Genomic DNA, 21,233 nt, shown 5'->3' on the forward strand with positions numbered 1-21,233 from the left:
TTTTACATCGTCGCTCCGATGTTTCAAAGCGACAAAACTAAAGCTCGACCTTCAGGTTCCGGCAGGGTACCGGGCACAATCGGCATCCATGCCTTAAGGTGCCCGCCTCCGCCATCCATGGCTTCGGCCCTGCCTCCACCCTCGGTCTTGCTAAGTTTTGTTACCGCTTTGTAACAAGTCGCTCCTTATGCAAAATATCTCCTTTACGAAAGTTTGTTGATAAGTTTTATTTTATTGGCATTTTGCATATTAAAAGAAAAGATCTCTTTCTCCATTTTCTATTCTTGTAAGCCTTCTCTTTGTCTCTTCCCTTACAGTTATTGATGGAATTTTCTCTAAATTTACCGCTATAGCTTTTTCTCCAATTTCCTTAGTTTTTTCATCCCCGTAATCAATCAAAAACTCTTTGAAGGTTAGTATCGCATTAGGTAGACAGAAGTTGTGTATTTGCCCTGATTTCGCAAAGGTCATAAACCTGTCTCCTGTACGTCCCATTCTGTAGCAGGCAGTACAATAACTTGGGAGATACCCTTGTTCACACAAAGTCCTCAAAATTTCATTAGGACTTCTTTTGTCTTCTACCTCAAATTGTGGCTTTGAACCACCTTTTTTGGATATCTCTTCATGATATCCACCTACTCCTGTACAAGAACCTGCACTAATCTGAGAAATGCCAATGCTTATTACTTCTTCTCTAAATTTAGGCTTCTCTCTTGTAGACAAAATCATCCCTGTATAGGGCACTGCCATTCTTATGACGGCTACTAATTTTTTAAAGTCTTTATCTGATACAATATATGGGAATTTATCTATGGGAGTGTTAAGAGCTGGTCTAAGTCGCGGTACTGAAATAGTATGTGGCCCAACTCCAAATTTCTCCTCTAAATGGTTCGCATGATAAAGCATCGCAACAGTTTCGTATTTGTAATCATAAAGCCCATACAAAACCCCTAATCCTACGTCGTCAATGCCTGCCTCCATAGCCCTATCCATAGCAGTCAAATGGTAGTCGTAATCGTGTTTTGGACCTTGTGGATGCATGTATTCATACGTAGGTCTATGGTAAGTTTCTTGGAATAAAATATAAGTCCCTATTCCTACTTCTTTAAGTTTTTTGTAATTTTCCACAGTAGTCGCTGCTATATTGACATTTACCCTTCTTATGCTTCCGTTTTTAAGTTTTGTATCGTATATCGTCTTTATTACATCGATAATATAATCTATAGGGCAATTTACAGGGTCTTCTCCAGCTTCAACTGCTAATCTCTTATGTCCCATCTCTTCCAAAATCTCAACTTCTCTTCTCACTTCTTCCATTGTAAGCTTTTTTCTTTCCTGCTCATTAGAATGTCTGTAACCACAATATCTACAGTTGTTTACACAGTAGTTACTTACATAAAGGGGGGCAAATATCACAATTCTATTTCCATATATTTCTTCTTTTATATACCTTGCTACTTTAAACATCTCATTAAGCAAATCCTCATCTTCTACATTTAAAAGTACCGCCGCTTCTTCAGGAGTAATGCCTTTTAGCTTTTTAGCTTTCTCTATAATTTCTAATGCATATTTAATTGTCGCTTTTTTAGCCTTTTCTAAATCCTGTCTTATCTTTTCATCATCAATAAAATCTGCTTTTTCTTTTATCATATTTTATCTCCTCCCTTACCCTCAGGAAAATCCCCTTGGGCTTAGTTTTATTTTTATTATATACTATTATTGTTAATTTTTCAACAAAATTATTTTTCTTAAATCCTCAATATAAGGTAGTTTCAGCGCAGAGCAAAGCAGTAAATAGGCAAGAATTCCCGTAAAAATTGATAAAAAAATATTTATCCACATATTAACATTAATTGTCAACAATTTACTGTGGATAATTATAACAATTATTCCCATAATTGTTGATGCTGTTATCGGTTTTATAAACCAATTTAAATAGTCTATTCTTAATCCTGTCATTTTTATGAGCTCAAACATATTTAGCATTAAAATAAGAGCATCGGCAAATATAAAGCTGTATATATATCCAAAAAGTCTAAGTTGTGGCATAGCGGTTAAGTAATACATACCTATAATACAGACTCCTAGCCATATTATGGAATTCTTTAAAACTACAGTTTGTTTTCCTAATCCATGGAGAATACTCGCTACTACTGCTTCTAGAAAGGCGAAAATACTTCCCATGGAAATCACTCTCACAAAAGCCCCTACTCCTGGGGAAGAAGGATACAAAAGCTGAGAAATTTGCTCAGGAAGAGCTAAAAATAAAATTATAGCAGGAAAAGCTACTAAAGTAGTATAGCCAATTGCTTGGTTAATCCTAAGTCTTACTGTATCCCACTTTTTTAGAGCAGCTGCTTCAGAAACTGCAGGAAGTACAGTAGTGGAAAGACTTGAAGTTATAACTGCTGGCATGTATGCAAGAGGCACTGCCATACCTAACATTTTGCCAAATTCAGACATCGCTTCACTGTGAGTGAGACCTGAGACAACAAGTCTTGAAGGAATTATTAAAGATTCCGCTAAATCCAACACATTTACAATTAATTTTGAAAAAGTTATAGGTATGGAAGTAACCACTATCGTTTTTACTATAGAAAAAGTATCCCATTCCTTTCCATCATAAGGCATTTCTTTGTTTATAATTTTTACTTCCCTTTTGTAAAAAAGTATGTACATAAGAAAACTGACAATTTCACCTACAGATATGCCAAATATAGCTATCGCTACTAAATATTCAAGTTTAGCTCCTGTAAAAAGCTGTATTAAATATAAAGTTGTTGATACCCGTACTATTTGTTCAACAATTTCTGAAACTGAAGCAGGTATCATATTTATAACTCCTTGAAAAAATCCCTTAAACACTGATGAAGAAGCAACAATGATAAGCACCGGTGCAAAAATGAGAATTGATAAAAGTGCTCTTGGTTCGTGAAGTAACTTTTCAGCTACGTACTTAGTATTAAAAAATAGCAACGAAGAAATAGTAAAAGCAATTATCAATACTATCAAAAAAGTAATTTTTAAAATTTTAAACATATTTTTTTTGTTTCCTTTTGCTCTTTCTTCTGAAATAAAGCGAGAAGTGACAGCCATCGTACCAGAGGTTAAAAAAGTTATTGAAACAAAATATATAGGAAGAACTAATTGATAAATACCCGTACCTTCCGGGCCTAACATATTTGATAAAATTATTCTAAAGATAAATCCAATGCCTCTGTCTATAATATTGGCAATAGTTAATATAAAAGCACCGCGAATAAAAGACCTATTGTGCATAAACAACACCTCACAATAGTTTATTCGCAGTGCTTTTTATATATGAAAAAAACCGGCAGTATGCCGGCAGTAAAGGGGGATTAGGGGGAGAAATTTTTAAGTACATAAAATTGAGGGGGTTAAGATTTACACATTCCTAAGGCTTCCTCTCACCTATTGGCAGAGGTGATAAACTCACATTACCTCTCTTCCGACAAATATTATGCATCATTTGATGAAAAATGTCAAGATTTGATTTAAATATTTTTTTACATGAAATTTTTCCTGCAGTTTTGTAAAATTATTAATCACTGCAAATAAATAAAACTGCAGTAAACCTTTTTCGTAAGTTTTAAAAGAATATTTATAAATAAATCCCCGCCATTTTTTCCAAATATTTTTTAATCCTTCAAAAAATTTTTTAACCATTTGAGTTTAAATATTTTAAAACTGTAGAGACGTGTACAGCAAGGCCAATTTTAATACACTCCTCATCGATATTAAATTGGTTGTTATGTATAGGTTTATCTATTCCTTTTTCTTTATTGCCACACCCTAATTTATAAAAACTGCCAGGGACTTTTTGCAAGAAATAAGCGAAATCTTCTACTCCCATTGTTGGTGCCACTTCTATTACATTGCCTTCCCCTAGCAAAGGAAAAGCAGTTTCTTTTATGAGGTCTGTCATACCTTTGTGATTTACAAGGCAAGGATACCCTATCGTTCTTTTAAATTCTACTTCTCCTCCCATAGCTTTTGCTGTGTTATCGCAAATCTTCTCCACCATCTCAACTATCTCGTCTCTTTTTTCTTCTTCCATCATTCTTATAATTCCAGACATCCTCACTTTGTTCGCTATTATATTTCGTGCATATCCTCCTTCAATAGTCCCAATAGTTAGCACTAGAGGGCTTAATGGATTAGCTTTTCTGCTAACAACAGTTTGGAGCATATTTACAATATTAGCAGCAATCACTATGGAATCCACCGATTTATGAGGCTCAGCCCCATGACTGCTTTTGCCTTTTACAATTATGTCAAACATATCTGATGAAGCATAGGCTTTTCCATAGGTTATCCCTATTTGCCCTACTTGAAGTTCTGGGTCTACATGTAGTCCTATTATAGCATCAACTTTAGGATTTTCTAAAACTCCTTCTTCAATCATCGGAAGAGCTCCCCCCGTTGTTTCTTCCGCTGGTTGAAATATAAACTTAACATTTCCCTTTAACTTATCTCTCATATTTGCCAAAAGTTTAGCAGTACCAAGAAGTATAGCTGTATGAACATCATGCCCACAAGCATGCATTCTTCCTGGAATCTGCGATGCATATTCTACATCATTTTCTTCTTGAATTGGAAGAGCGTCCATATCTGCTCTTATAGCTATCGTCTTGCTTCCATTGCCTTTAAGGGTCCCCACAACGCCAGTTTTAGCAATTCTCTTTACTTCAATCCCTAAATTTTTTAAATAATCATAAACAATTTCAGAAGTTTTTGTTTCTTCAAAACCTAATTCAGGGTACATGTGTATTTTTCGCCTTAATTCTATTACTTCTTTTTCTACTTTTTCAGCCTCTTTGAGAATATCCATCCTAAATCCCACCTGTTTTTTAATATTTTTCTATGTCTACATGCAAAACATTCTCAATTTTCTCGCCTAATAGCATTTCTGCCGTTTTGATAAAATTATCTTTATCTCCACTTACAAAAAATTCTGCCTTACCCCTGATTTGAGGATTTAATAAATCTTTCTTTAATAAATAATCTTTCACATCATAGGCTAATTTAATTGCAGGGTCTACTATTTTTACATTTTCTCCCATTATCTCTTCTATAACTGAAGCCATTAAAGGATAATGGGTACAACCTAAAACAAGAGTATCTATATCTTTTTCTTTCAATTCTTTTAAACACTTGCTAGCAGTTTCATAGGCTATTGGCGAATTATATAGCCCTTTTTCAATAAGTGGGACAAACTCAGGACATGCCTTTTGGTAAACTTCAATATTTTTATCAATAATTTTTATATTCTTTTCATAGCTTTTGCTTTCAACAGTTCTTGTAGTTGCAATAACACCTATTTTTTTATTTATAGTGTATAGGGCAGCGCTCTCTGCCCCTGCTTTTAAAACATCAAAAAGAACTACATCATATTCGCTTTTATTTATAACTGCACAAGTAGTATTACAAGCTATTACTACAGCTTTTACTTTTTGCTCTCTCATAAAATTTAAAATCTGTTTTGCAAATTTTTTTATCTCTTCTTCACTTCTATCGCCATAGGGAACTCTTTTTGTATCACCAAAGTAAATATAATCTTCTCCAGGTAAAACCTCAACAAGTCTTTTTAGTACTGTAAGTCCTCCCACTCCGGAGTCAAAAATGCCTATTGGTCGTAAGTCCATTTCATCACATCCTAATAAAAATTTAAGTCAATTAATTATATACACCATGGTAGTTATTTATATCATAATTCATTACTTATTTTCTGTACAAAATTGAAAAATAATCTTTTTTTCCAGTCATTTCACAAAGAAGTGACAAAGTTTTGTCTTGATTGTACACATACTCCCCTCATTTTAAAAATTATAAGACACACGTTAGAAGATATTATACCATAATTTATCACTAATTAAAAATGCCAGGTTTACACCTGGCTTACCAAAGCAATATCTTTTCTATAGTACATCCCTTCAAAGCTTATTTTTTCAATTTCTCTATAAACTTTCTCTCTCGCTTCTTCATATGAATCCCCTATTGTGGTAACAGCAAGCACTCTTCCTCCTGATGTGACAATTTTACCATCTTTTAATGCCGTTCCTGCGTGGTATACAAAGGCTTCTTTTACTTTCTCTAACCCTGTTATCTCAAAACCAGTCTGATATTCCCCTGGGTAACCGTTTGATACCGCAACGGCACATACAGCCTTTTTGTCTTCCCATTCAATTTGTATTTTATCAAGTTTTCCTTCTATGGTAGCTTCTATTATATTAATAAGGTCTGTTTTTAAAAGGGGCAGTACAACTTGTGTTTCAGGGTCTCCAAATCTTGCATTAAATTCTAAAACCTTAGGTCCTTCTTTTGTAAGCATTAAACCTGCGTACAACACTCCTTTATATACAATGCCTTCTTTTTGAAGTGCCTTTACCATTGGTTTTAAAATACTTTCCATTACTTCTTTTAAAGTTTCTTTTTCAAGATAAGGATTTGGTGCAATGCTTCCCATACCTCCAGTGTTAGGACCTTTGTCTCCTTCATAGACCTTTTTGTAATCCATAGCAGAAACCATAGGTAAAATATTTTCTCCATCTGTAAATGCGAATACTGACGCTTCTTTTCCAAAAAGCATCTCTTCTATTATTACGATATCTCCTGATGCACCAAAAATCCTTTTTTTCATCATTAAATCAAGAACTTCTTTTGCCTCTATAAAATCTTTTACAATAAACACTCCTTTACCCTGTGCCAGTCCATCTGCTTTCATCACAACAGGATACCATGCCTCTTTTAAAAACTTCAGAACCTCCTGATACTTATCAAAAGCTTTAAACCTTCCAGTAGGAATATTGTATTTAGAAAGAAGCTGTTTAGTAAAATATTTGCTCCCCTCAATAGCCGCAGCACTTTTATTAGGCCCAAAGATTTTAAGCCTTGCTTTTTCAAATTCATCCACAATACCTTGAACCAGTGGCATCTCTGGCCCTACAACTGTTAAATCAATGTTATTTTTTATAGCAAATTCTTTAAGCCTTTCAATATCACCAACTTTTATGTCAACACATTCTGCCAAAAGACCTATGCCAGCATTTCCGGGAGCACAGTAGATTTTATCTACTTTAGAACTTTGTGAAAGTTTGTGAACAATTGCATGTTCTCTTCCTCCGCCCCCTATGGCTAAAACCTTCATACTAAATCCTCCTCAATGTTTAAAGTGCCTTATGCCAGTAAATATCATTGATATGCCACCTTTGTCTGCAGCTTCAATTGATAGTTCATCGTTTTTTGAACCACCCGGCTGGATTATAGCAGTTATACCAGCCTTTGAAGCTACCTCCACAACATCTGGAAATGGGAAAAAGGCATCTGATGCAAGGACACTTCCCTTTGCTTTTTCGCCTGCTTGTTTGATTGCTTGTTCTGTCGGCCATATCCTGTTGACTTGTCCCACGCCAATACCTACTGTAGCTCCATCTTTTGCTAAAACAATCGCATTAGATTTTACGTGCTTTACTACCTTCCAGGCAAACCTTAAATCTTCCATCTCTTTTTGCGTAGGTGCTTTTTTAGTAACTACTTTCAGATTATTCTCATCTAAATCTATTTCATCTTTTTCTTGTACTAAAAGTCCGCCTTCTACTTTCTTTAAATCATATTCTTTTTCATATCCTTCTTTTAACCTCAATATCCTTAAGTTTTTCTTTTTCTTTAAAATCTCAAAGGCCTCTTCTTCAAAGTCTGGAGCAATTACTATTTCTAAGAATATTTTTATAAGTTCTTCAGCTGTTTTAACATCTACAGTTCTATTTAATGCTACAATTCCCCCAAAAATAGAAACAGGGTCACTCTCATAAGCTTTTAAGTAAGCATTGTATATATTATCTGCAATAGCTACTCCACAAGGATTTGTGTGCTTTACGGCAACTGCTGCAGGCTCTTTAAACTCTCTTAAAAGTTCTATTGCGGCATTTGCATCGTTTATATTGTTAAAAGAGAGCTCTTTACCGTGCAGCTGCTCACATTCTGCAATGCCATAGGCTTTTATGGGATTTTTGTAAAAAGCCGCCTTTTGATGAGGATTTTCACCATATCTCATGTCTTGAGCTTTTTCATAGGCAAAGGCCATAACTTCGGGAAACTCTATGTTATTTTTTTGTATCAAATAATTGTATATCAAAGAATCGTAAAGGGCTGTATGGCCAAAAGCTTTTGCTGCCAGATAAAATCTCGTCTCTTCTTTTGTATTGCCATATTGTTTTATTTCTTCAATGACTGTATTATAATCCTTTGGATCTACAAGAATAGTCACATATTTGTAGTTTTTAGCTGCAGCCCTTATCATTGACGGGCCGCCAATGTCTATATTTTCTATTGCTTCTTCTAAAGTCACATTTTCTTTGAGGATTGTTTCTTTAAAAGGATATAAATTTATGACAACTATATCTATTGGTTCAATGCCATGTTCTTTTAAAGCTTTAATGTGCTCTTCATTGTCTCTTATTGCAAGAAGTCCTCCATGAATTTTAGGGTGAAGCGTTTTTACTCTCCCGTCCATAATTTCAGGGAAACCTGTTATGTCTGACACTTTTATTACATTTACTCCATTTTCTTTAAGAAGGTTATAAGTCCCACCTGTTGATATGACTTCATATCCTAATTCATTTAGCTTTTTAGCAAATTCAACTATTCCTTCTTTTTTTGAAACACTTATTAACGCTTTTTTGGCCATAAGATTGCCTCCTTTTTTCTATTTTTATGATCCGTTCGAGTTTATGATATATCTGTATCAAGATTTTTCACAGCCCCTATAATATCCTTACTTTCCTTCCTTCGACTTTTAATCTCCCCTCCGTAAAAAGCTTAACTGCATAAGGTAAAACCTTGTGTTCTACTTCCAGCACTTTTTTTGCAATAGTCTCTGGCGTATCCTCTTCATCGATTTTCACGACTTCTTGAAGAATAATTGGGCCAGTATCTGCTCCCTGGTCAACAAAGTGCACTGTACAGCCGGTGTATTTTACTCCGTATTCATAAACCGCCTGATGTACCTTCATTCCATAAAATCCTTTGCCACAAAAGGCAGGAATAAGTGAGGGATGTATATTTATTATCTTGTTTTCAAATCTTTCTACAATTTCTCCACTGAGAATTGTCAAAAAACCTGCAAGAATTATTCCATCAGGACTCAATTTTTCAAGAAGTTTTAATAACTCTTCCTGAAAATTTTCTTTTAATTCTTTTTTGGGGAGGCAGTAAGTAGCAATTCCGTGTTTTTTTGCCCTTTCAAGAGCATAAGCTCCTTTTTTATCACTAATGACAGCAATTATCCTAGCATTTATATATCCTTCTTCAATGGCATCAATTATTGACTGCAAATCAGTCCCGTTACCTGATGCCATCACCACAAGGTTCATAAAATTACACCGCCTTCGCTTTCTACTATCTCCCCTATTATATAAGCTTTTTCACCTATGCCATTTAATTTTTCTAAAGCCTTATCTACATCAGACGGGTCAACTATAACTATCATTCCAATCCCCATATTAAAAGTGCGATACATTTCTCTTTCTTCAATATCTCCCAATCTTTGAATTAAATTAAAAATAGCTGGAATTTCCCAACTTCCTTTGTTTATTTTTGCAGCTATACTTTTTCTTAGTATTCTTGGAATATTATCAATAAAACCTCCACCGGTAATATGAGCCATCCCTTTAATTTTTAACCCTTTTAAAGCCTCTATTGACTTGACATATATTTTTGTAGGAGTAAGGAGTGCCTCTCCTAAATTTATCCCAAGCTCTGGTATAAAGTCTTTTACTGAAAAATTGTTTTTCTCAAAGAAAATCTTTCTCACTAAAGAATATCCATTGCTATGAATTCCAGAAGAGGCAAGCCCAATTATGGCATCTCCTTCTTTTATTAATTTTGTATCAATCAGCTCTTCTTTTTCTGCAATTCCTACACAAAAGCCTGCTAAATCGTACTCTCCTTCTTTATAAAAGCCTGGAAGTTCTGCTGTCTCTCCTCCTATCAGAGCACACCCGGCTATTTTACAACCTTCTGCTATTCCTTTGATTACTTCTACTGCAGTCTCACTTTTTAACTTTCCTGTAGCAAAATAATCAAGAAAAAACAAAGGCTTAGCCCCAGTTACAATAATGTCATTTACACACATAGCTACAAGGTCTATCCCTACAGTATCGTGTTTGTCCATCATAAAGGCTATTTTAAGTTTTGTCCCAACTCCATCAGTGCTGGATATAAGTACAGGATTTTTATAATTTTTTATCTCAATAAGACCAGCAAAACCTCCTATCCCTTCTAAAACATATTCATTTAAGGTTTGCTTAGCTATTGGCTTTATCATCTCCACCAGTTTATTGCCTTCATCTATATTTACCCCAGCATCTTTATAATTCATAATTATACACCTACTTTTTATGTTTTCTCAAAAAGATACTTGTTTCCTTCTTTTGGAACATACATAGGATAGTCGCCATCAAAGCAACCTGTGCAAATAAATTTAAGTCCTACACTTTTTATAAGCCCTTCAATGCTTAAAAACTGTAAGCTGTCAGCCCCTATTACTTTGCATATCTTATCAACTGACATCCTCGCCGCTATCAGTTCTTTTTTTGTCGGGGTATCAATTCCAAAGTAGCAGGAATATTTAACAGGAGGTGAACTTATCCTCACATGAACTTCTTTTGCCCCTCCATTTTTTAGTAGACTCACTAATCTTTTCATAGTTGTGCCTCTAACAATTGAATCATCTATTAAAACTATCCTTTTGCCTTGTATCAATTCTTTTAAAACATTTAACTTTATTCTCACTCCTGTCTCTCTATCCCTTTGGTCGGGAGCAATAAAAGTTCTGCCAACGTATTTATTTTTTATAAGTCCTTCCCCCATTGGTATACCTGTTTTGAGAGAATAACCTCTTGCAGCAGCAACACCTGAATCTGGAACTGGTACTACTAAGTCTGCATCTACAGGTGCTTCTTCAGCTAATCTTTTCCCCATCTCCAATCGTGTAAAATAAACACTTTTTCTATCTATGACACTGTCAGGTCTAGCAAAATAGATGTATTCAAAAACACAAGGCTTCTTTTTTTCTTCTCCTTCTAACTTAACAGACTCTATTCCTTTTCCATCAATTATAACTATTTCTCCTGCTTCTACATCTCGTATCAACTCTGCTCCTATTACGTCAAAGGCACAAGACTCAGAAGATAAGAAATAAGTGTCATCTTTTTTACCTATACAAAGAGGCCTTATACTGTTTACATCTCTTATCCCTATTAATTTATTGGCTGCTAAAATCACCAAAGCATATGAACCTTTTATTTGTTTTATTGTTTCCTTGAGGGCTTCTATTAAGCCCTTTTGGAAATTCTTCGCAATTAAATGAAGAATTATTTCGCTATCTGTTGTAGTTTGAAATATTCTACCGTCATCCTCCAATTGACCCCTTAACTCTTTTGCGTTTATCAAATTGCCATTATGGGCAAGAGCCATATATTCATTTTTAAAATTAGCAACGAGGGGTTGAGCATTTATAATGTCATTGCTGCCCGTAGTAGAATACCTTACATGGCCTATCCCCATTTTTCCCTCTAATGTCTTTAAATTTTCCTTATTAAAGACCTCACTGACAAGTCCCAACCCCTTAATACAATTTATTTTTTCGCCATCATAAATAGCTATGCCCGAACTTTCCTGCCCTCTGTGCTGCAAGGCTTGTAAGCCATAATAGATATAAGAAGTAACTGAAGTGGATAAACTAAAGGCACCAAAAACACCACATTCCTCTTTTAATTTCTCTCCATTTCCCATTTTATTCTCCCTCTCCAGCTTTCCTCTAAGGCCTCCAAAGGAAGGTCTATTATTCTTTTACCATTTACATCAATTACTATATCTTTACCCTCTACAACTCCTACTTTTTGCGCTGGAACTTGGTATTCATAAGCTATTTTTAACACTTCATCTACCTTTTCAGGACTTGCAGTAATTAATGCTCTTGATTGAGATTCAGAGAACAACTCTATATCTGCTCTCAGAGAAGTTTGTAGCGAAATTTTTGCACCTTTTTTGCCTGCAATTGCACTTTCAACCAAGGCAGCCGCAAAACCGCCCTCTGATATGTCATGAGAAGACTTAATTAAGCCTTCATCAATAAGTTTTAACACCAATTCTTGCAATCTTTTTTCCTCTTCCAAGTCTATTCGAGGTGGTTGCCCTTTTACCATTCCAAAGCAAACTTTAAGATACTCACTTCCTCCAAGCTCTCCTTTATTCTTACCTAAAATTATAATTACATCGCTTTCTTTTTTAAAGTCCATTGTACAAATTTTTGATACATCCTCTATAAGTCCTGCCATTCCTATTACAGGAGTAGGATAAATGGCCTCTCCCTCATTTTCATTGTAAAGACTGACATTTCCGCTTACCACAGGGATTTGAAGTGTTTCACAGGCTTTAGCTATTCCAAATATAGAATTTTTTAACTGCCAATATATTTCTTTCTTTTCCGGATTGCCAAAATTCAAACAATCCGTAACCCCTATAGGCTTAGCACCAACCATACAAAGATTTCGAGCTGCCTCTGCTACAGCAACTTGAGAACCTATATAGGGATCTAAATAACAATATCTACCATTGCAGTCCGTTGTCAATGCAACAGCTTTCTTTGTACCTTTTATCCTCACAACAGCTGCATCCATACCTGGAGTTATTACTGTGTCTGTCCTCACCATATAATCATATTGACTGTATATCCATTCTTTACTTGCAATATTTAAAGAAGAAATTACATCTTTTAGAGCTTTATTCATATCCTCTGGAGGTTTTACCTCATTTATATCCAACTTATTGACATCTTCTTGCCATTTAGGCACTTCTTCTTCTCTCACATATTGTGGAGCACCTTCTGTTAAAGACTTGGCTGGAACTTCCGCAACTATTTTTCCCTCTTTAATCACTCTTATCATTCCATCATCAGTGATTTTCCCTATTGTGGCGGCATTCAGTCCCCATTTTTTAAATACCTTTTGTACATCTTCTTCCTTGCCTTTCTCTACTACAACCAACATTCTCTCTTGAGATTCAGAAAGCATTATTTCATAAGGGGTCATTCCCTCTTCTCTCAAAGGCACTTTATCAAGGTCAATTTCCATTCCAACTCCACCGCGGGAAGCCATCTCGCAAGAAGAAGAGGTAAGACCTGCCGCTCCCATATCTTGTATAGCAACTACGGCATCTGTTTCAAAAAGTTCTAGACATGCCTCTAGAAGCAGTTTTTCCATAAAAGGGTCGCCAACCTGAACAGAAGGTCTTTTTTCTTCCGATTCCTCGCTTAACTCCTGAGAAGCAAAGCTTGCACCTCCGATACCGTCTCTCCCCGTAGTAGCACCTACTATCATAACAGGGTTACCTATGCCTTTTGCTATCCCTTTTTTTATTTTGTCTTTTTCTACAATTCCTACACACATCGCATTTACTAAAGGATTTCCTTTGTAACTTTCTTCAAAATAGGTATCTCCACCTACTGTAGGAATTCCTATGCAATTTCCATAATCCCCTATACCGGCTACCACGTTTTCGATGAGATATTTAGTCCTTTTATCCTCAGGAATTCCAAATCTCAAAGAATCCAAAAGAGCAATTGGCCTTGCTCCCATTGTAAATATATCTCTTATTATTCCCCCGACACCTGTGGCTGCTCCTTGATAGGGTTCAATCGCAGAAGGGTGATTATGGCTTTCTATCTTCATGACAACTGCCAAATTATCTCCAATATCCAATATTCCTGCATTTTCTCCCGGTCCTTGTATTACTCTTTCGCCTTTTGTAGGTAAATATTTTAAAAGAGGTTTAGAGTTTTTATAGGCACAATGTTCAGACCACATAACACTATACATACCTAATTCAGTTATATTAGGCTCTCTTCCTAATATCGAAATAATCTTCTCATACTCCTCATCAGTAAGTCCTAATTCTCTCCATATTTTATCCATCCTTAAACCCCGCCTTTTACAAAATTATCCACTATTGACCCTAAGATATAAAGCCCGTCAGTATTACCCAGCAAGGGGGCATAAGCTCTCTCTGGATGAGGCATCATTCCTAAAACATTTCCTTTTTTATTTATAACTCCGGCTATTCTCTCAACAGAGCCGTTGATATTTTCTTTGTACCTAAAAACAATTTGATTGTTTTCTTTTAGTTCTTTTAAAGTTTTGTCATCTACATAATAATTGCCTTCTCCATGAGCAATTGGAAGTAAAATCTCCTGCCCTTTTTTAAGCCTTGTAGTAAAAGGAGTTTTGTCATTTTCAACTATTATGCTGACAGTATTGCAAATAAATTTCAGACCTTCATTTTTTCTCAAAGCTCCCGGCAAAAGCCCTGCTTCTGTAAGTATCTGAAATCCGTTGCATATGCCTATAATAAATTTTCCTTTTTCTGCTTCTTCCCTGACAGCCTCCATGACAGGCGAAAACCTAGCAATAGCTCCTGCCCTCAAATAATCACCATAAGAAAATCCTCCTGGTAACATTATAACATCGTACTTACTCAAATTTTTTTCTTGATGCCACACATATTCTACTTCTTCACCAAGCCCATCTTTAACAGCATAATAGCAGTCCACATCGCAATTGGACCCTGGAAAAACTATAACAGCAAATTTCATCTTTATCCCTCCACAATCTCAAAGGTGTAATCTTCAATAATCGGATTTGTCAGTATCTTTTTACACATCTCATCTACTTTGTCCTTTAGGAGGGATAAATCGCCATCCTCAAAAGTTAATTCTATATATTTCCCAACCCGTACCTCTTTTACTTCTTCGTATCCTAATGAGTACAAAGCTCCCTTTACTGCTTTTCCTTGTGGGTCAAGTATTCCTTTTTTTAAAGTTATATAGACTTTTGCAATTAGCACTTTACATACCTCCAAGTCTTTTTAAAATTTCTAAATATGCTTCTTCTACTTTGCCCAAATCTTTTCTAAATCTATCTTTATCAAGTTTTTCCATAGTGTTTTTGTCCCAAAATCTGCAAGTATCAGGAGAAATTTCATCAGCTAATAATATTCCTTCACTACTTTTCCCAAATTCTAATTTAAAATCTACCAAAATAATGTCTTTAGATAAAAAATATTCTGACAAAATTTCGTTGACTTTAAACGTCATTCCTGTCATAATTTCGATCTCTTCTTTGGTGGCTAATTCGAGAGCTTGTATGTGATATTCATTAATCATTGGGTCTTTCAATTCATCATTTTTATAGGAGAATTCTAATACAGGCGTTTTAAACTTTAGTCCTTCTTCAAGGCCTAATCTTTTACAAATACTTCCCGCTGCATAATTTCTCACGATAACTTCCAAAGGAAAAATTTCAACCTTTTTAACCAACATTTCCCTATCACTAAGTCTTTTCACATAATGGGTGGGTATATTATTTTTTTCTAATAATGTAAATAAAATTGCAGAAACTTTGTTATTTACTACTCCTTTTTCGGCAATTGTGCCCTTCTTTAAGCCATTAAAAGCAGTTGCATCATCTTTATATTCGATGATATAAAAGTTTTCTTCCTCTGTCTTATAGACTTTTTTGGCTTTTCCTTCATAAAGTAATTCTCTTTTTTCCATATTTATCTCCTCCAATCTCTTAATTATTTAACACTTCTTCAGCCATTTTTTCCCTATAATCAGCTAAGGCTTCCTTCAAATAAGTATACTTCAAAGAGAGAATATGACAAGCTAAAAGTGCTGCATTTTCTGCTCCATCTATAGCCACAGTTGCAACAGGAATACCTTTAGGCATTTGAACTATTGATAAAAGGGAGTCAAGACCATCTAAAGTAGAAGACTTTATGGGAAGACCAATAACGGGCAAGAGTGTATAAGAAGCAATAACTCCAGGCAGATGAGCAGCCTTTCCTGCACCTGCAATGATTATATCATAATATTTATCCGCATTTGCAGCAAACTCTTGTGTCTCAAAGGGAGTCCTATGGGCAGACAACACTTTAACATCATAGGAAATTTCAAATTCTTCAAGAATTTTTGTGCATCTTTCAACTACAGGCAAATCAGATTTACTTCCAACAACTATAGCCACCTTTGGCATTTTTATACCTCCTTTTCTTTTAAGACCCCAATTAGTAAGTTACTAATTGGGGTCTTATTTTTACTCTGACAAAGTTATAAATCTCAATATGAATAAAATTGCAAGAACATAAACTATTGGGTGAATTTCTTTTGCCTTTCCTGAAGCAATTTTTACGATAGGGTATGCAACAAGACCTGCAGCAATACCATTAGCAATGCTAAAAGTGAAAGGCATAGCAATTATAGTAAGAAAAGCTGGCATAGCCTCTGTAAAATCTTCAAAACTTATCTTTTTAATAGAGCCCATCATCAAAACGCCAACAATAATAAGAGCAGGAGCAGTTGCCTCTGTAGGAACAAGCAAAGCTATTGGTGAGAAAAATAGTGCTACCAAGAACAAAATGCCTGTCACAAAAGCAGTAAGTCCCGTTCTACCACCTTCTGCAATACCTGCAGCACTCTCAACGTAAGTAGTCACAGTAGAAGTTCCCAAAAGTGACCCTATCGTGGTAGCAATAGCATCCGCCATTAGTCCTTTTTTCATATTAGGCATTTTACCATTTTCATCTAACATTCCTGCTTTTGATCCTGTTCCTATAAAGGTCCCTATGGTATCAAATAAATCTACAAAAGCAAAAGACAACACTACATATAGCACACTTGTAACTAAAGAAATAAAGCCGATATTCTCACCAATTCCCAAAAGCCCTTTTATATCGAGTTTGAAAAATGTAGGTGCAAGACTTGGTGGCATTTTAATTATGCTAAAATCAGAGGGTAATTTCACTATTCCAGTAAAAAGTCCCAATACTGTAGTTATCAATATGCCAAGAAGTATTGAACCTTTTACGTTTCTTGACATCAATATCCCCGTTATAAAAAGTCCCGCAATAGCAAGAAGTGTCCCAGGATTAGTTAAATCACCAAATCCAATGTATGTTGCTTGATTTGGTACAATTATTCCAGAATTTTTAAGTCCAATAAAAGCTATAAATAATCCTATACCCGCACTTACTGCATATTTTAAAGACAAAGGAATAGCATCGACAATCATTTCACGTATTCCAGTCAAAGTAATCAAAATAAATATAATTCCTGAGAAAAAAACTGCAGCTAAAGCCTCTTGCCAAGTATAACCCATTGTCAAAACGACTGTATAAGTAAAGAAAGCGTTAAGTCCCATTCCTGGAGCTTGTGCAAAAGGGTAATTGGCATACAAAGCCATCATAAAAGTGCCAATAGCTGCTGAAAGACAAGTTGCTACAAATACCGCTCCTGCATCCATCCCTGCTTCTTTTAGTATAATGGGGTTTACAAACATAATATAAGCCATTGTTATAAATGTGGTAATCCCAGCTAATATTTCTGTTTTTACATTAGTACTATAGTTTTCTAGCCTCCATATCCTATTCGCTAGATTCTCTAAAGAATTTTTGTTTCTCATTTTACTCACCTTTTCCATTATAATCCTCCTCTTCTATATTATTTTGCAACTTGTGGGACAATTTAAAACAAATAAACCCGGCAAGAATAGATTTCCCATTAAGTTAAGATACGAGTGAAACCTATCCTCCCGGGCTTTTGTCCCTAAGGTGTGGTATATAAAAATATACCTGTACCGCTCGGTCCGAACACCTACAAATAGGCTGGAACCCTAGGTACACTTTCACTCATAGTCGAACAATTTACGGTTGTTCGGTAGAGACTCTCGAGCCATATTCTCGAGATTATATGAGTGAAATTTATTCAGTTGTCCTCTTTTTATCTTATCAACTTTTTTAATATTAGTCAACCTCATTTGCGAATTTTTTAATAAAAAATTAAAATAATGTTCGGATTTTTATTCCCACTCTATGGTTGCTGGAGGCTTTGAAGTAATATCGTAAAGCACTCTGTTTACTCCTGGGACTTCATTAGTAATGCTTGTTGATATGCTTTCCAAAATTTCATAAGGAAGCTTTGTCCAATCCGCTGTCATTCCATCGTAGCTATCTACTACCCTCAAAATTATGGCATAAGCGTAAGTTCTTTCATCTCCCATAACTCCAACACTTTTTACGCCAGGCAAAACTGCAAAAGATTGCCACACTTTATTATACCAGCCAAATTTTTTCATCTCTCTTAGAACTATGCTGTCAGCTTGCCTTAAAATTTCTAACTTTTCTTCTGTAACTTCTCCCAGGATCCTGACTGCAAGGCCTGGGCCGGGGAATGGCTGCCTATATAATATTTCCTCAGGAATTCCTAATTCTTTTCCTACTTGCCTCACTTCATCTTTAAAAAGCATTTTCAAAGGTTCAATAAGTTCAAAGCCTATATCTTCAGGCAAACCTCCCACATTGTGATGGCTTTTAATAGTGGAAGATACACCATTGCCACTTTCTATTACATCAGGATACAAAGTCCCTTGCACCAAAAACTTAACGTCTCCTATTTTTAAAGCTTCTTCTTTAAAAACTTCTATAAAAACATTACCAATAATTTTTCTCTTTTCTTCTGGATCCGTAACTCCTTTAAGCCGTGACAAAAATCTATCCTTTGCATCTACCCGGATTATGTTCATGTCATAATTCTTTCTAAAAGTTTCGATAACCATATCTCCTTCATTTTTCCTTAAAAGCCCAGTATCAACAAAAATGCACACCAATTGGTCGTGAATGGCTCTGTCTACTAAAACAGCAGCAACCGAAGAATCTACACCACCAGACAGAGCGCATACAGCTTTGTGTTTACCTACTTTTGCTTTTATTTCTTTTACTGTCTGCTCAATCAAAGAATCCATTGTCCAATCTGCCGCACAATCACATACTTCAAATAAGAAATTTCTTATGATCTCTGTTCCTCTATGGGTATGTGAAACTTCAGGATGGAATTGAACTGCGTACAATTTCTTTTCTACATTCGCAATAGCTGCAATTGGGCAATTGTCAGTAGAAGGTACCACCTTAAAATCTGGAGGGGGAAGTTCTATGTGATCAGTATGACTCATCCAAACAATAGTGTCTCTTTCTATGCCTTTAAACAAAGGGATAGTATTGTTTAAAACAATTTCTGTCTTGCCATATTCCTTCACAGGTGCTGGAGCAACTTTTCCACCTAAAAGCTCTGTCATAAGTTGTGCACCATAACATATACCTAGCACAGGATATCCTAATTCGAAAATCCGCTTATCGCATTTAGGAGCATTTTTTGCATATACACTAGCAGGTCCTCCAGAAAGAACAATTCCCTTTGGCTCTTTTTTTCGTACTTCCTCTGGAGAAATATTGTAAGGAACAATCTCGCAAAAGACATTTGCTTCTCTTATTCTCCTCGCTATTAATTGTGTGTATTGGCCTCCAAAATCTAAAACTAACACTACTTCCCGTTTAATCCCCATTAAAATCCTCCTCTTTATCTCAAATTATAATTAGGAGCTTCCTTTGTAATAATTATATCATGAGGATGACTTTCAGTTAATCCTGCCTGTGTTATTTTTACAAACTTTGTTTTTGTCCTAAGTTCTTCAATATTGCGAACACCACAATATCCCATCCCTGCTCTTAAACCACCAACTAATTGATACACTGTATCTTTTAAAGGTCCCTTATAAGGTACCCTTCCTTCTACCCCTTCTGGTACAAATTTTGTTACATCTTCTTGGAAATATCTATCTGAGCTTCCTTCCTTCATTGCTCCTAAAGACCCCATGCCTCTGTAGACCTTATAGCTTCTTCCTTGATATATCTCTATTTCGCCGGGACTTTCTTCTGTCCCTGCAAAAAGGCTTCCCAGCATAACTACAGAAGCTCCCGCCGCAATGGCTTTTACAATATCACCTGAATACTTAATTCCCCCATCTGCAATTATAGGTATTCCATACTTGTCCGCTTCTTGAGCACAATCATAAATAGCAGTAATTTGGGGAACTCCTACTCCAGCGATCACTCTCGTAGTACAGATTGACCCTGGTCCAATGCCAACTTTTACGCAATCTGCCCCTCTCTCTATCAAATCCCTCGTGGCTTCAGCAGTAGCCACATTTCCTGCTATCAACTGCAGGTCTGGATATTTTTCTTTTATTTTAGAGACAGCATCTAAAACCCCTTTAGAATGGCCGTGAGCTGTATCTATCACGATAGCGTCTACACCTGCTTCTACTAATGCTTTGACTCTATCCATCATGTCTTTTCCAACACCGACAGCAGCCGCCACCAGAAGCCTTCCTTTACTATCTTTTGCCGCATTCGGAAATTCAACCGCTTTTTCTATATCTTTTATAGTAATAAGCCCTTTTAAGACGTTGTTTTCATCTACTAAAGGTAATTTTTCTATTTTGTGTTTTTTTAGTATCTGCCTTGCTTCCTCTAGAGTAGTTCCAGGAGGAGCAGTAACCAAATTGTCTTTTGTCATAACTTCTTTTATTGGTTTATTCAAATCATCTTCAAATCTTATATCGCGATTAGTAATTATTCCTACAAGTTTTGAATCAACAGTGATAGGTACTCCTGAAATTTTATACCTCGCCATAAGTTCAGCTGCGTCCTTAATAGTATGGTCAGGAGTAAGCGAGAAAGGGTCCGTTATGACACCATGTTCTGACCTTTTGACCTTGTCAACCTCTAAAGCTTGTCTTTCTATAGACATGTTTTTGTGAATTACACCTATGCCACCTTCTCTTGCTATAGCAATTGCAAGTTTGGATTCTGTAACAGTGTCCATTCCAGCACTCATCAAAGGAATGTTTAAAGTAATTTTTTTAGTAAGCTTTGTTTTTAAATCCACATCTTTAGGAAGAACATCAGATTTAGCAGGAATTAAAAGAACATCGTCAAAAGTTAAACCCTCTTTAACAAACTTTTCCTCCATATTTTACATCTCCCTTTTTAATTTTATTATAACATATCATTAGCAAAATTTTTTTGAACGTCATAAAATTTACAAAATTACCGTGGTCGTTTATAAATAAAAGCCCGAGGGTAGAATTTTCCTCAGGCCAAAAAGGCAACAACAAATTCCACCCATAGTAAAGCAGTTTACGGCTGCTTTGTAGAAACTCCCGTGCCATATTCACGGGATTATATGAGTTTCTTTAATAAAACTATTAACTTGTTAGATGAATAGTTTATTATTCAATATAACAAATTTACTTTGCTATGTC

Annotated in this window: 17 protein-coding genes and 2 riboswitches; all 17 genes read right to left on the reverse strand. The window is 35.5% G+C overall.

Annotated features, from left to right (window positions below):
- Positions 1–249 precede the first annotated feature (249 nt).
- Entirely contained in the window at positions 250–1,650 is a 1,401-nt protein-coding gene (hydG, locus tag I4N53_RS04240; RefSeq protein ID WP_003866798.1) for a [FeFe] hydrogenase H-cluster radical SAM maturase HydG, read from the reverse strand.
- Between the two features lie 72 nt (positions 1,651–1,722).
- Entirely contained in the window at positions 1,723–3,279 is a 1,557-nt protein-coding gene (spoVB, locus tag I4N53_RS04245) for a stage V sporulation protein B (RefSeq protein ID WP_003866799.1), read from the reverse strand.
- Positions 3,280–3,679: 400 nt separating this feature from the next.
- Positions 3,680–4,852, reverse strand: coding sequence for a M20 family metallopeptidase (locus tag I4N53_RS04250; protein ID WP_214495680.1), 1,173 nt, complete (start codon positions 4,850–4,852; stop codon positions 3,680–3,682).
- Between the two features lie 19 nt (positions 4,853–4,871).
- On the reverse strand, positions 4,872–5,666 hold the full coding sequence (murI, locus tag I4N53_RS04255) for a glutamate racemase (protein ID WP_009051712.1): 795 nt from the start codon (positions 5,664–5,666) through the stop codon (positions 4,872–4,874).
- Between the two features lie 242 nt (positions 5,667–5,908).
- Positions 5,909–7,168, reverse strand: coding sequence for a phosphoribosylamine--glycine ligase (gene purD, locus I4N53_RS04260; RefSeq protein ID WP_214495681.1), 1,260 nt, complete (start codon positions 7,166–7,168; stop codon positions 5,909–5,911).
- Positions 7,169–7,180: 12 nt separating this feature from the next.
- Positions 7,181–8,707: a bifunctional phosphoribosylaminoimidazolecarboxamide formyltransferase/IMP cyclohydrolase gene (gene purH, locus I4N53_RS04265; protein ID WP_214495682.1), complete on the reverse strand. Its 1,527-nt coding sequence runs from the start codon at positions 8,705–8,707 to the stop codon at positions 7,181–7,183.
- 76 nt (positions 8,708–8,783) lie between these two features.
- Complete coding sequence (purN, locus tag I4N53_RS04270) at positions 8,784–9,392, reverse strand: phosphoribosylglycinamide formyltransferase (RefSeq protein ID WP_028991734.1); 609 nt, start codon at positions 9,390–9,392, stop codon at positions 8,784–8,786.
- Positions 9,389–10,399: a phosphoribosylformylglycinamidine cyclo-ligase gene (gene purM / locus I4N53_RS04275; RefSeq protein WP_013149951.1), complete on the reverse strand. Its 1,011-nt coding sequence runs from the start codon at positions 10,397–10,399 to the stop codon at positions 9,389–9,391. Before purM ends, purN begins: the two co-directional genes overlap by 4 nt.
- A 17-nt stretch (positions 10,400–10,416) precedes the next feature.
- Positions 10,417–11,814 carry an amidophosphoribosyltransferase gene (gene purF, locus I4N53_RS04280; RefSeq protein ID WP_012994694.1) on the reverse strand — a complete coding sequence of 466 codons (1,398 nt, stop codon included), beginning with the start codon at positions 11,812–11,814 and terminating at the stop codon, positions 10,417–10,419.
- A complete protein-coding gene (gene purL, locus I4N53_RS04285; RefSeq protein ID WP_214495683.1) occupies positions 11,793–13,994 on the reverse strand; it encodes a phosphoribosylformylglycinamidine synthase subunit PurL in 2,202 nt (733 codons plus the stop codon). The genes purF and purL overlap by 22 nt, the downstream gene beginning before the upstream one ends.
- 2 nt (positions 13,995–13,996) lie before the next feature.
- Positions 13,997–14,671 (reverse strand): phosphoribosylformylglycinamidine synthase subunit PurQ, encoded by a 675-nt coding sequence (purQ, locus tag I4N53_RS04290; RefSeq protein ID WP_019907422.1) that lies wholly within the window; start codon positions 14,669–14,671, stop codon positions 13,997–13,999.
- 2 nt (positions 14,672–14,673) lie between these two features.
- Positions 14,674–14,922, reverse strand: coding sequence for a phosphoribosylformylglycinamidine synthase subunit PurS (gene purS, locus I4N53_RS04295; RefSeq protein WP_029688734.1), 249 nt, complete (start codon positions 14,920–14,922; stop codon positions 14,674–14,676).
- 1 nt (position 14,923) lies between these two features.
- Entirely contained in the window at positions 14,924–15,631 is a 708-nt protein-coding gene (gene purC / locus I4N53_RS04300; protein ID WP_214495684.1) for a phosphoribosylaminoimidazolesuccinocarboxamide synthase, read from the reverse strand.
- A 19-nt stretch (positions 15,632–15,650) separates the two neighbouring features.
- Positions 15,651–16,112, reverse strand: coding sequence for a 5-(carboxyamino)imidazole ribonucleotide mutase (gene purE / locus I4N53_RS04305; RefSeq protein ID WP_028991731.1), 462 nt, complete (start codon positions 16,110–16,112; stop codon positions 15,651–15,653).
- A gap of 60 nt (positions 16,113–16,172) precedes the next feature.
- Positions 16,173–17,555: an NCS2 family permease gene (locus tag I4N53_RS04310; RefSeq protein ID WP_013149946.1), complete on the reverse strand. Its 1,383-nt coding sequence runs from the start codon at positions 17,553–17,555 to the stop codon at positions 16,173–16,175.
- Between the two features lie 191 nt (positions 17,556–17,746).
- Positions 17,747–17,848, reverse strand: a riboswitch (purine riboswitch).
- Between the two features lie 85 nt (positions 17,849–17,933).
- Entirely contained in the window at positions 17,934–19,472 is a 1,539-nt protein-coding gene (guaA, locus tag I4N53_RS04315) for a glutamine-hydrolyzing GMP synthase (RefSeq protein WP_214495685.1), read from the reverse strand.
- Between the two features lie 14 nt (positions 19,473–19,486).
- Positions 19,487–20,941 carry an IMP dehydrogenase gene (gene guaB, locus I4N53_RS04320; protein WP_012994687.1) on the reverse strand — a complete coding sequence of 485 codons (1,455 nt, stop codon included), beginning with the start codon at positions 20,939–20,941 and terminating at the stop codon, positions 19,487–19,489.
- A 135-nt stretch (positions 20,942–21,076) separates the two neighbouring features.
- Positions 21,077–21,178, reverse strand: a riboswitch (purine riboswitch).
- Positions 21,179–21,233 lie beyond the last annotated feature (55 nt).

Origin of the sequence: Thermoanaerobacter sp. CM-CNRG TB177, from assembly GCF_018588165.1 — a bacterium.
GTDB classification, from domain to species: domain Bacteria; phylum Bacillota; class Thermoanaerobacteria; order Thermoanaerobacterales; family Thermoanaerobacteraceae; genus Thermoanaerobacter; species Thermoanaerobacter thermocopriae.